We start from the raw sequence: 12,278 nt of genomic DNA on the forward strand, positions 1-12,278 counted from the left end.
GACTCAGCGCAGCGGCGGCGCGTACTGCAGGCCGCCCGCCGACCAGAGGCGGTTCAGGCCGCGCGGCAGGCCGGTGGCGGCAAAGTGGCGCGACCACATCTCGCCGTAGTTGCCCTCGGCGCCCACGATGTTGGCGGCCCACTTGTTGTCCAGCCCCATCGCGCTGCCGAGGTCGCCCTCGACGCCCAGGAAGCGCTTGACCGCCGGGTCGGTGGAGCCTGCGAAGGTCTTCACGTTCTCGGCCGTGATGCCCAGTTCTTCGGCCGTGACCATCGCGAAGTGCGTGTAGCGCACGATGTCCAGCCAGCGGTCGTCGCCCTTGCGTACCGCACCGCCCAGCGGCTCCTTGCTGATCACTTCGGGCAGCAGCACGAAGGCATCGCCGCCCGCGCCCATCGAGGCCTTGAAGTTGGCCAGGCTGGAAGCGTCGCTCATGTAGGCGTCGCAGCGCTTGGCCAGGAAGGCCTTGCGCAGCTCCTCGCCGTCCGAAAAGATCACCGGCTTGTAGGGCGTCCTGATTTTCGCGAAGTACTCCTGCGACACCGCCTCGGCCGGCCCCGCCAGCATGCAGATGCTGGCGCCCTTGAGCTTGGCGGCGGTGTCGACCTTCAGCGCCTTGGGCACGATGAAGCTCGCGCCGTCGTAGTAGTGAATGGTCGCGAACTGCACGCCCGAGCGGGTCTCGCGCCCCATGGTCCAGGTCAGGTTGCCGAACACCACGTCGACCTCGCCGGTTTGCAGCGCGGTCAGGCGTTGTTGCGGCGTGAGCGTCACGAACTTGACCTTGGCCGCATCGCCGAACACCGCCGCCGAAATGGCGCGGCAGGCGTCGGCGTCGATGCCGCGCATCACGCCCTTGCTGTCGGGCAGCGAGAAGCCCGGGCTGCTGCCGATCACCCCGCAGGCCAGCGTGCCGCGCGCCTTGACAGCGGTGAGCGTGGGCGAAGCATTGGACGGCACGGCATCGGCCGCCGACGACGGGGTGGTGACCATCGGCAGCAAAGCGACGAGGGCACACGCAATCAGGCGAGAAAGGTGATTCATACCGGGGCCATGAAGTTGAGACATGCGTCGAATCTTAGGCATCCGCGCCGCGCCGACGAGGCCAATCGTCGATGCGGGTGTTGCAGGATTTCGAACGCCGCCGCAGCGAGCCGGCGCCGCGGCGCGGCGGGGCCGCTCTTAGACTCGGCCCCATGAACAGCCCCTTTCGCCGTCACTTCGATCTTCCGTCGTCGGTCTGCTACCTGGACGCCGCATCGATCACGCCGCGCGCGACGCACGTCGCCGCCGTCGGCATCGAAGCCATCGGGCGCACCGTGCGGCCCTGGGCGCATCGCAACTTCGACAAGGCGCCGCTCGTGCAACGGCTGCGCGAAATGACGGCGGCGCTGATCGGCGCGAACCCCGGCGACATGGCGCTGGTGCCCGCCGTGAGCTACGGGATCGCGACGGCCGCGGCCAACGTGACGGTGCGCGCCGGCAGCCGGGTGCTGTCGCTGGAAGGCGACCATCCGTCGTCGGTCCTGGCGTGGCAGGGCGCGGCGCTGGCCGCCGGCGCCAGCGTCGACATGGTGGCGCGCCCCCCAGACGGCAACTGGACGCGCGCCATCCTCGAACGGGTGGAAGACACGCAGGCACCGGACGTGAGCGTGGCCGCGCTCGCGCCCGTGCACTGGTCCGACGGCGCGCTCATCGACCTGTCGCGCATCGCGCCGCTGCTGCAGGCGCGCGGCGCCGCGCTGGTGATCGACGCGACGCAGGCAGCGGGCGTGATGCCGCTCGACGTGCAACAGCTGCAGCCCGACTTTCTGGCCTTCCCCGCCTACAAGTGGCTCATGGGCCCGTACGGCTGCGCGTACCTGTATGCGCACCCCAGGCATCAGCAGGGCGTGCCGCTCGAACACCACATGGGCAACCGCGTGTTCCCCAACCTCACGCTGCGCGATGCGCCGCGCGACTTCGCGTTCCTGCCAGGTGCGCAGCGCTTCGACCGGGGCGAACGCGACGACGGGTTGCTGCTGTCGCTGGCGGTGGAAGGTCTGGCGCTGGTGCATTCGGTGCCGGCGACGGAACGCCTCGCACACGTGAGCGCATTGAGCGCCCGGCTGGTCGAAGGGCTGGCCGGCCTGCCGCTGGATTGCCTGCCCGCGCCGCTGCGGGCGCCGCACATCGTGGGCCTGCAACTGCACGGTGCCGAAGCCTTGCCGACGGCCCGGGCGCTGGAGCAGGTGTCGGTGTTCACCAGCGCGCGCCTGGGCAACCTGCGCGTCGCGCCTTACTTGTACAACGACCACAACGACATCGACACCTTCATCGCCAGGCTGGCGCCGTTGCTGGGCGCCTGAGCGACAGGCTAGGCGAAGGCGATCAGCCCGGCCTGGTTCTCCAGCGCGGCCAGCACGCTCATGCCGGTGATCTGCGAGGTCTTCGGGTTGTCCGCCGCGCTCTTGCCGCCGACCACCACGCTCAGGCTGGCGTAGGCGCCTTCCGCGTCGATGCGGCCGATGTTCTCGGCGATCGACGGGTCGGCCACCAGTTCGACCTGGGTGCGTTCGAGCCCCAGCCCGGCGAGCGCCACGGCCGCGGCGAGGTTGGCGTTCTTCGGATACAGGCGCGCGGCCTCGGCCGCCGTGCCCGAGAAGATCACCGTGGCGCGCGTGAGCTCGTCGAGGCGGAATGCGTCCTCGGCGGGCGTGTCTTTCCATGAGGCGGGCGGCTTGGTCGAGGTGTACTTGACCTTCGACAGGCCGGCCCGGCGCAGCGACAGCAGGCCGTCCAGCCCGGCGATGGCGCCCGCCGGCAGCAGCATGCGGCTGCCGCCTTGCAACGCCGCGCGCTCCAGGCGGTGCAGCAGCGCGGCATCGGCGAGGCTGCCGACCGAAACCAGCATGAGGTCGACGCCGGCGACAAGAATCTTCTCGCCATGCGCGCGCACCGCGCCGTGCCCCGCCACTTCGACCACGCGGTGCAGGCCGCTCGCAAGAAACTCGTCGATGCCCGTGCACACGGCCACGCCGGCCGGCACGCTGCGCGCGGCTTCTTCGCGCTGATGCTCGCGCACCAGCAGCGCCGCCAGTGCATGCCCGGGGACCTGTCGTGCCCGCCATGCGTCGACCACCGAACGGCCGATCGCGCCAAAACCAATGATGCCTACGCGTTTGTCCATGGCCGGGAGTGTGTCGCACGGCGCATGCGCTGGGAACGCACGGCTCGCGCACACGGCGGTGCAGAAATCGCAACGCCGCGCGGGCGCCATCGCGTTAGGCCGCGAGCGCCACCTTCTGCATTTCCTCGATGAACAGGCGCAGCAGACGCGCAGGCTCCCGCGCGCGCAACGCGATCACGTCGGCCGTCGTGCGGTTCAGGCCGTCGTCGCTCAGCGTGAGCATTTTCAGGAGGCCGGCCTTGCGCTCGGTCTCGATCGTGAGCCGCGGCAGGATCGAGCCGCCGGCGCCCTGCCGCGCAAAGCCGCGCAGCGCCTCGAAGGAATCGCTCGTGAGCGCGGCCTGCAGCGTCAGTCCCTGCGCCTGCAGCGCCGCGTCGAACAGGCGCCGCACGCCGAAGCTGGGCTCGGGCATGCCCAGCGGAATGTGCCTGAGCTCGGCCAGCGCCACCGCGCTGCGGTCGGCCCACGCATGGCTCGGCGAGATGGCCAGCACCACCGGCTCGGCAAAGCGCGCGAGAAAGCTCAGCTCGGTGTCGGGCGGCGCGCAGAAGGTGACGCCGATGTCGACCTCGCCGCGCTTGATCACCTCGATGACCTTGGGCGCGGGCAGCATCTTCAGCTGGAAGTTGACACCCGGAAAGCGCTCGCGGAACCGGGTGATGGCCGACACCACCCGCTCGGAAATCGTGCTTTCCACCGCCGCGATGCGGATGAGCCCGGTACGCACGCCACGACGCTCGTTGATGTCCGAGCGCAGGCTGTCGTAGTCGAGCAGCACCGTGCGCGCGAACTCCGCGACCATGCGGCCCGCGTGCGTGGGCACCACGCCGGCCGCGGAGCGGTCGAACAGCTGCGCGCCCATTTCGTGTTCGAGCAACTGGATCTGCCGGCTGACCGACGAGGGCGCGAGTTCGAGCTTTTCGCTGGCACCGCGGATGGAGCCCACCCGGATGGCTTCGTAGAAAGCCCGGAGGCCGCCTGGGAACGACATGAGTGAAATCCTTCTGCCTGGACGCCATGGCCGCGACGAAGGGGCCTCGCGCACATGAACTGCCTGAAAAGAGCGAACCGCGTACCGCGCCGAACGCCCGGCACTTTTGCGCCCGATCCGCTGTCCGGCGCGTGAAGCAGATTGTCAGCGTTGGGCAACTTGCCCGTCATGCACAACGCTCATGTGCCGGCGCCGGCAGTGCCGCTGGCGCTCACGCGCACTCGGGCGCCACGGTGTCCAGCACCCGTGCCAGGTGTTCGACGAGCCGGGTCGAATACACCTGTGCCGGATGAATGATGTCCGCCATTTCCGTGGCGTGCACCGGCACGCTGCCCCAGTCGACGAAAGGCACGGCCAGGTCCCGGGCCACGCGCCGCACCGTCGCGTCGGCCTGCGCGCGCACGTCGGCCCCGCCCAGCGTGCGCGACAGGCCGGTCAGCACCACGTGCCGGCCCTCCGCCCTGGCCTTGGCGACCATGGCGCGCAAGGAGGACTCCAGGGGCAGCCCCTGCATGGCGTCGTTGAGCCCATGCTCGATGACCACGATGCGCCCCGAGCGCGCTTCGCCGGCGAACGAGGCCGAGCGGCTGCTGGCCGTTTCGCCGTTCACGGATCGATCGACCACGCTGTACCGGGGGCGCAGCCGCCGCAAGGCGTCGGCGGGCGGCTCCCGCAGCCGACGGTCGCCCGAGTAGCCCCCGTGCAGGATCGAATCGCCGTACAGCTCCACACTGCATGCGCCTTGCAGCCCCGCGGCAGCCGCGTCGACGCCCCGTTGCCCGTCTGTCGAAGGGCCAGGGCGCGATGCTGCCGAGACCCGCGCACGGTCTTCGACCCGCGCGACATGGGATTGCGAACAACCGGCGGCCAGCGTCGCGCCGAGCACGGCGGCCAGGGTCTTGAGCAGGCGTGCTCGGCGAGTGATGAGGCGGGTGGAGTAAGGCACCCGCCGACACTAGGGAGCAATCGAGGGGGAATTGTGGAGACGGCGCGCGGGCAGACGCCGGTCACCGTCTTCAGGCCGGCCCCCGTGACATCGCAGGCGCCGGCCCACCGGCCTCGAAGCGCAGGAACCGCGTGGCCACCGCGGCCGCAATGTCCTCGTCGTGCGTGACGAGTACCAGCGCGGCCTGCGCCTCTTCCACCGCGTCGAGCAGCACGGCCATGGCTTCCTGCTGCGAGATCGGGTCGAGGCGCGAGGTGGGCTCGTCGGCGAACAGCAGGGCCGGCCGCACGAGCAGCACCCGCGCCAGCGCAATGCGCTGCAGCTCGCCGCCCGACACCTCGCCGGGGCGGCGTGCGAGCAGTGCTTCGGGCACGCGCAGCTGCGCCAGCCGCGACTGCACCGCCGACCAGGCCTGCCCATGCCGGCGCGCCACGTCGCGCAGCGAGCGCGCCAGGCTGATGTGCGGCGCGAACGAGGCCACCGGGTCCTGGTAGAGCTTTTGCAGGGCCTGCGGCGGCAGCGACGGCGCCCGGAGCACCTGCCCCCGGTCGGGCGCCAGCAGCCCCAGCAGCACATTGCCCAGCGTGCTCTTGCCGGTGCCGCTCTGGCCCTGCACCGCGAGACGGTCGCCGCGGTGCAGGTCGAGGTCGATGCCCTCGAAGACGGCGCGCCCGCCAAAGTGCCTGGCCAGCCCGCGCGCCTGCAGCACCGGCGCACCTTGGGCTGGTGCGCCTTGAGCCGCTGCACCTCGTCCCGGCAAGGCGGCGCTGCCGGCCCGCGGCCAATGCACCGGGTCCGCAGCCACGAGCCGGCGCGTGAACGCGTGCGCGGGCCGGGCCAGCACACTGCGCGCGTCGCCCTGCTCCACGACTTCGCCGTCGCGCAGCACCATGAGGCGACCGCCCAGCGCCTGCGCCACGCGCAGGTCGTGCGTGATGGTGACCACGCAGCCGCCCGCCCGCTGCACGCCCTGCAGCAGCGCGACCATGCGGTCGCGCCAGTGGGCGTCGAGCCCCTTGGTCGGCTCGTCCACCAGCAGCACCGGCGCGCCGCCGGCCAGCGAGACGGCCGCCGCCACGCGCTGCGCCATGCCGCCCGACAGTTGCCAGGGGTACTGCCGCACGGCGCCGGCGAGCCCCGCCGCGTCGAGCTCCTGCAGCGCGCGCAATTCGGCGGCACCGCGCCCGGCGCCGCGCACCAGCGCATGCACCTCGGCCAGCTGGGGCGCAATGCGCACCAGCGGGTTCAGCGCCACGGTCGGCTCCTGCGGCAGCAGCGCCAGCTTGCGGCCCCACAGCGCCCGGCGTGCGCGCGGCGCATCGGCGCGGCTGTGCATGCCGTCGAGCGTCACGCTGCCGCTGGCGCGCAGCGCGTCGGGCAAGGTGCCCATGACGGCCTGCGCCAGCAGCGACTTGCCGGCGCCGCTCTCGCCGAGCAGCGTCAGCGCCTCGCCGGCCTGGAGCGCGAAAGACACGTCGCGCAGCAGTGCACGGGCGCCGACGTGCACGCACAGGCCGTCCACGGCCAGCAATGTGGTGTGGTCGCTCATGTGGTCTCCCCTTCTTTTTTGCCGTCGCCGGTCACGAGCATCATGCCGAGCACCAGCAGCATCAGCAGTGCGACGGGCGCCGCAATGAGCCACGGCGCCTCTTGGTAGTGGGGCAGGTACTCCGTCATCATCAGGCCGAGTTCGGCGGTCGGCGGCTGCAGGCCCACGCCGATGAAGCCCAGGGCCGCGAGCGACAGCACGGCCTGCGCCGCGCTGAAGGCCAGCAGCGTGCCGAGCACCGGCGCCAGCGCCGGCAGCAGGTGGCGCCGCAGCACATAGGCCTGGCCGAAGCCCAGCAGCCGCGAGGCCTGCACCGCATCGCCCGTCAGCACCGGCCGGCTGGCGGCGCGGCTCACGCGAAAGTACTCCACCCACAGCGACAGCGACAGGCCGACGTACAGCGCCCAGTGGCGACCCGGCGCCAGCGCGGCGAACAGCAGCACCAGCAGCAGGCCCGGCACCGCGAGCACGGCGTCGGAGAGCATGACCAGCGCGCGCTCGGTGCGCCCGCCGCGCCAGGCGGCCGTCACGCCCAGCAGCACACCGGGCACGGCGGCCGTGACCGCCGCCAGCAGCGCCAGGCCCAGCGACAGTTGCGCGGCGTGCGCGAGCCGCGCCAGCACCGAGCGGCCCAGAAGGTCGGCGCCGAGCCAGTAGGCCGCGCCGGGCGGCGAGAGGCTGTCGGCCAGCACCTGCCGCGCGGGGTCGATGCCCACGGCGAACGGGCCGAACAGCGCGAAGGCGGCCAGGAGCGCGAGCAGCACGATGCCCATGCGCCGGCCGAGTTTTCCGAGCCGGCCGACCCGGCGTGGCGACAGCACAGCGGAGGGGTTCGCGTCGTTCATGCGCGTGCTCCCTGGCGTTGCCGCGGATCGAGCGCAATGCACGCCGCATCCACCAGCAGGTTGAACACCACGAACAGCAGGCCCATGCACAGCGCGGTGCCCTGGACCATGGGCACGTCGCGGCCGAACACCGCATGCACCAGCGCATGCCCGATGCCGGGCCAGGCGAACAGCGTCTCGACGACGACCGCGCCCTCGACCAGCAGCACCGCGTGCACGCCCAGGTAGGCCACCACCGGCACCGCGGCATTGCGCAGGCCATGGCGCAGCAAGGCCTGCATGTCCGACAGGCCCTTGGTGCGCGCGAACTCGTAGTGCGGCGACACCACCACCTCGCGCATCGCGCCGCGGGCCACGCGGGCCAGGCCCGCCGCCAGGCCCAGGCCGAGCGTGAGCGCGGGCAGCAGCAGGCCGGCGCCGTGACCGTGACCGTTACCGTTGCCGCTGCCTCTGCCGCCGATGGGCAACATGCCCAACTGCACCGCGACGACCAGCATCAGCAGCACGGCCAGCAGAAACGGCGGCATGGCGCGCAACACCACGGCGAACACGACCGTCGCGCGGTCGACCCAGCCGCCGGCGTGCAGCCCGGCCCACACGCCCAGCGGCAGGCCCGCGGCCACCGCGACGAAGAGTGCGCTCGCGGCCAGTTCGACGGTCGCTCCCAGCTGATGCGCCACCTCGCGCCACACGGCATGGCCGGTGACCAGCGACGTGCCGAGGTCGAGCCGCGCCATGTCGCCCCACCAGTGCAGCAGCGCGAGCCACACCGGGCGGTCGAGGCCGAGCTCGCTGCGCACCGCGTCGGCTGCGGCATTGCTGACCAGGTCGTAGCCGTAGCGGCCCGCGGCGATGCGCGTGGCGAGGTCGCCCGGCAGCGAGCGGACCATGAAGAAGCAGAGCGTGCCGATGAGCAGCGCCAGCGCCACCACCTGCACGGCGCGGCGGGCCAGCAGCCCGGGCCATGGGGATGCGGTCATGTTGTTCCTGTGGTTGTTCCTGTGGTTGTTGTTGTTCATGCGCGCCATCCCATCTGCGACAGGCGGTAGGAGCGCTCGAGCACGTCGAGGCTCACGCCCGTGACGCGCGGGCCCACGGCCACCTGCTGCCGGTACCAGGTGACGGGAACGACGGGCAGTTCGCTTTGCAGCGTGGCGGTGATGCGCCGGCGCAGCGCGGCCACGCGATCCGGCGGCAGGCCGCCGCGCGCGAGTTCGGCCAGCGCGGCGGAAAGGCCGGCGTCTTGCCAGCCCATCGCGCCCCAGTCGCCTCCCCCGCTGTTCGCGCCACCCGTGCCGAAATCCTGGATCAAGGTGCCCGTCGGGTCGGGCACGTTCGCGTAGTTGCGCGCCGCCAGCGCCAGTTGCAGGCTGCCGTCGCGGTGGCCCAGCGGAATGTCGCCCGAGTTGCCCACGCTGACCTGCACCGCAATGCCGGCCTCGCGCCATTGCGCCTGCAGGGCGGTGGCGATCACCGGCAGTTCGGGCCGGTCGACGAAGGTGCGCAGCACCAGCCGCAGCGGCTGGCCGTGCGCATCGCGAAGGCCGTCGGCGGCGCGCCGCCAGCCGGCCTCGGCCAGCAGCCGAACTGCGGTGGCCTGGTCGTGCGCGAGCGGTGTCAAGTCCGGGTCGTGCCAGCCTGTGAGTGTGGGTGGAAACAGCTGCGTGGCGGCCAGCGTGGGGTCGCGCAGCAGTGCCTTGGCGATGCCGGTGCGATCGATGCACAGGCTGAGCGCCTGGCGCACCCGCACGTCTTTCAGCGCCGGCAGGCCGGCGTTGAGTTTCAGGATCACCGTGCGCGGCAGCGTGACCGTTTCCACACGCAGATCGGTGCGTGCGGGCCGTGTGCGCAGGCGCTGCAGGCTCGCCGGATCGAGCCCGTAGGCCAGGTCGGCCTGCCCGCCCTCGACCATGAGCGCGCGGGTCTCGGCGCGCCCGGCCGTGAGGTAGCGCACCGACTCGACGGCCGGGCGCGCGCCGTCGAAGCCCTCGAAGACCGTGGTCGCGATGTGCTGCGGCGGCGTGACCGACACGATGCGGTACGGGCCGCTGCCCACGATGGCGCGCACGCGGCCGTCCGCGCCGTAGCTCGCGGGTGCGAGCACCAGCGTGCTGCTGTGGGCCAGCAGCGACGGCAGTCCGGCATACGGCGCCGTCAGCCGCACAACGACGACCGAGGCGCCCTGCGCCTCGATGGCGCGAACCGGCGCCGCGCTCAGCATCGCGGGCGCGACGCGCGCGGCCTCCAGGCAGCGCACCACGGCCTGGGCCGTGACCGCCGTGCCGTCGTGAAAGCGCGCGGTCGGGCGCAGCTCGAAGCGCCACGCCAGACCGTCGGCCGACACGCTCCAGCGCTGCGCGAGCGCCGGCCGGGGCGTGCCGTCGTCGGCCGCGTCCATCAGCGTTTCGGCCACCTGCAGGCGGGTGAACATGTAGCCGCTGTTGACGGGGGCGAGTCCGCTGATTTCCCAGGGCCCGACGATCTGCAGCGGCGCGCGCGTCTGCGTCTGCGTCTGCGTCTGCGCCAGCGCTGCGCGAGCGGCGCCCGCTGTAGACAGCGCGGCAATGGAACATCGAAGCGCCTGGCGGCGCGAGGCATCGAAAGCTGTCATGGCCATCAGAACCTGGCCTGCAACCCGAGCGTGACGCTGCGCGGCGTGCCCGGTGTCACCCATACGCGGCTGTACGAGCTGGTGTAGTAGGTCTTGTCGAACAGGTTGTCGACGTCCAGCGTCACGCGCAGCATCGGGTTGATGCGCCAGTAGCCCACCAGCTTGGCCGTGGTGTAGCCGGGCAGCTCGAAGGCCGGCGTGCCCGCCATGGCCTCGGCCTGCGTGCGCGCCTGCCCGAGCCGCTTGCCCATGTGGGTGACGCCGCCGCCCAGGCCCCAGCGCTGGCCGTTGGCAAAGGCGTCTTCGTACACGGCCAGCACGCTGCCGTTGACGCGGGGCACGTTCAGCAGGCGGCCGCCGGCTTCCAGCGTGTTGTCTCGCGAAACCTCCACGTCGTTGAGCACCAGGCTCGCGTTGACGCGCCAGTGCTTCGTCGCCTGCCCCGCGAAGTCGAGCTCCAGGCCGCGGCTGCGCACCTCGCCGGCCGCGACCGAGAAGCCCGCGTTGGCCGGATCGGCGGTCAGCACGTTGCGCTTGCGAATGTCGAACAGCGCCGCGGTCACGCCCATGTCCTGCGCGGCGCTTTCCCATTTGGCACCGAACTCGAAGGCGCGGCCGGTTTCCGGCGCGTAGGCCTGCGCGTTCACGTCGGCGCCGGTGTTGGGCCGAAACGAACGCCCGGCGTTGGCGTACACCGTCCACTGCGCGCCAGGCAACCAGCTGAGCCCCAGGCGTGGCGAGGTGGACGACGGTGTCTGGCGGGTGGTGGTGCCGACGATGCGGTTTTCCAGCGACTGGCGGTAGTCGTCGACCCGCACGCCCGCCACCAGGCGCCACTGCGGCGCGAGCTTGACTGCGTCCTGCACGTAGAAGGCCGTGCCGCGCTGGCGCTCGTCGGTGTCGGTGTTGCGCAGCGGCACCGGCTGCGCCTGGCCGTACACCGGGTTGTAGATGTTGATTGCGTAGGGCCGCGCGGTGCTCGGGTTGGCGCGCAGCATCAGCGAGTCCATGTGGAAGCGGAAGCTCTCCATGCCCAGCAGCAGTTCGTGCTCGGCGGCGCCGGTGTCGAACCTGCCCTGCACCTCCGCCTGCAGCGCCACGTCGTTCGAGGCGAAGTCGCGGTAGCGGCGCTGGCGCGTGAGCGTGGCGTTGTCGGCACGCAAGGCGGTGGGCTCGGTGGAAAAGCCCTCGAGCGTGGTCTCGCGGTACGACACGCCGACGCGGCTGCGCCACCGGGTGTTCCATTCGTGCGTGAGCACCAGCTGGTGGGTCTGGTTGTCGACCGTCATGCGGCCGTCGGCCGGCTCGCCGAGAAAGCGGCTGCGCGGCACCGCGCCCAGGCGGTTGCCCACGGCCACCACGCCGCGGTCCAAAGGCGTGGCATGGCGCAGGAACTCGCCCGTGTACTCCAGCACGGTGTCGCGCCCCAGCTTCCAGGTGAAGGCCGGGGCCAGCACGCTGCGGCGGGCACCCACGTGGTCGCGAAAGCTGTCGCGGTCTTCCACCGCCACGTTCAGGCGGTAGGCGAAGTTTTCGCCCACCGGGCCGGTGCTGTCGAAGGCGCCGCGCCGCAGGCCGTGGCTGCCGGCGTAGGCCTCGACCGAGTTGGCGCGCTGCCACAGCGGCTTCTTGGTGACGATGTTCAGTGTGCCGCCGGGCTCGCTGCTGCCGTAGAGCGCGGCGGCCGTGCCCTTGAGGAACTCGATGCGCTCCACGCCGGCCAGGTCGCGCGGCGCATTGAAGCCGCGGTTGGCCGAGAAGCCGTTGAGCAGCGTCGCCATGCCGGTGTTCTCGTTGCCGGGCAGGCCGCGAATGGCCACGTTGTCCCACAGCCCTCCGAAGTTGTTCTGCCGCGAGACGCCGCCCACGTAGTCGAGCACGTCGTCCAGCCGGGTCGCGCCCAGGTCGTCGATGGCCTGGCGCGTGACGATGCGCACCGACTGCGGCAGCTCGCGCAGCGGCAGCTCGGTCTTGGCGCCGGCGGCTTCTTCGGCGTGGTACGCGCCCGACTCGGTGCGCCCGACCACTTCCACGGTGGAAAGCGCGGGCGCATCGGCCGACACGGGGGTGGGCTCGGCGGCCACGGCGGGCGCGCAGGCGAGCAGCAAGGGAGCCATGGCAGTGGCAAGGGGGTTTTTCATTTCAGGCAATCGGATGCGGCGTGGCC

General features: G+C 71.8%; 10 protein-coding genes. 1 reads left to right on the forward strand and 9 read right to left on the reverse strand.

Features of this window, described 5'->3' with window-relative positions; genetic code table 11:
• Positions 1–3 precede the first annotated feature (3 nt).
• On the reverse strand, positions 4–1,044 hold the full coding sequence (locus ACSFA5_RS03960; protein ID WP_435442705.1) for an amino acid ABC transporter substrate-binding protein: 1,041 nt from the start codon (positions 1,042–1,044) through the stop codon (positions 4–6).
• 152 nt (positions 1,045–1,196) lie between these two features.
• Here ACSFA5_RS03960 and ACSFA5_RS03965 point away from each other — a divergent pair, with 152 nt between their 5' ends.
• Positions 1,197–2,348, forward strand: coding sequence for an aminotransferase class V-fold PLP-dependent enzyme (locus tag ACSFA5_RS03965; protein WP_435442706.1), 1,152 nt, complete (start codon positions 1,197–1,199; stop codon positions 2,346–2,348).
• Between the two features lie 8 nt (positions 2,349–2,356).
• Here ACSFA5_RS03965 and ACSFA5_RS03970 read toward each other — a convergent pair whose 3' ends face one another.
• From ACSFA5_RS03970 to ACSFA5_RS04005, 8 genes are all read right to left on the reverse strand, one after another.
• Positions 2,357–3,169, reverse strand: a complete 813-nt coding sequence (locus tag ACSFA5_RS03970; RefSeq protein ID WP_435442707.1) for an aspartate dehydrogenase — start codon at positions 3,167–3,169, stop codon at positions 2,357–2,359.
• 94 nt (positions 3,170–3,263) lie between these two features.
• On the reverse strand, positions 3,264–4,160 hold the full coding sequence (locus ACSFA5_RS03975; protein ID WP_435442708.1) for a LysR family transcriptional regulator: 897 nt from the start codon (positions 4,158–4,160) through the stop codon (positions 3,264–3,266).
• A 211-nt stretch (positions 4,161–4,371) separates the two neighbouring features.
• A complete protein-coding gene (locus ACSFA5_RS03980; protein ID WP_435442709.1) occupies positions 4,372–5,106 on the reverse strand; it encodes an SGNH/GDSL hydrolase family protein in 735 nt (244 codons plus the stop codon).
• Positions 5,107–5,176: 70 nt separating this feature from the next.
• Positions 5,177–6,655 carry an ABC transporter ATP-binding protein gene (locus ACSFA5_RS03985; RefSeq protein WP_435442710.1) on the reverse strand — a complete coding sequence of 493 codons (1,479 nt, stop codon included), beginning with the start codon at positions 6,653–6,655 and terminating at the stop codon, positions 5,177–5,179.
• Complete coding sequence (locus ACSFA5_RS03990; RefSeq protein WP_435442711.1) at positions 6,652–7,500, reverse strand: ABC transporter permease; 849 nt, start codon at positions 7,498–7,500, stop codon at positions 6,652–6,654. Before ACSFA5_RS03990 ends, ACSFA5_RS03985 begins: the two co-directional genes overlap by 4 nt.
• On the reverse strand, positions 7,497–8,480 hold the full coding sequence (locus ACSFA5_RS03995) for an ABC transporter permease (protein WP_435442712.1): 984 nt from the start codon (positions 8,478–8,480) through the stop codon (positions 7,497–7,499). The genes ACSFA5_RS03990 and ACSFA5_RS03995 overlap by 4 nt, the downstream gene beginning before the upstream one ends.
• Positions 8,481–8,515: 35 nt before the next feature.
• Positions 8,516–10,111, reverse strand: coding sequence for an ABC transporter substrate-binding protein (locus ACSFA5_RS04000; RefSeq protein ID WP_435442713.1), 1,596 nt, complete (start codon positions 10,109–10,111; stop codon positions 8,516–8,518).
• Positions 10,112–10,116: 5 nt separating this feature from the next.
• Entirely contained in the window at positions 10,117–12,228 is a 2,112-nt protein-coding gene (locus ACSFA5_RS04005; RefSeq protein ID WP_435442714.1) for a TonB-dependent siderophore receptor, read from the reverse strand.
• Positions 12,229–12,278: the final 50 nt, after the last annotated feature.

It is taken from the genome of Variovorax monticola (assembly GCF_051216855.1).
Lineage (GTDB): Bacteria > Pseudomonadota > Gammaproteobacteria > Burkholderiales > Burkholderiaceae_C > Variovorax.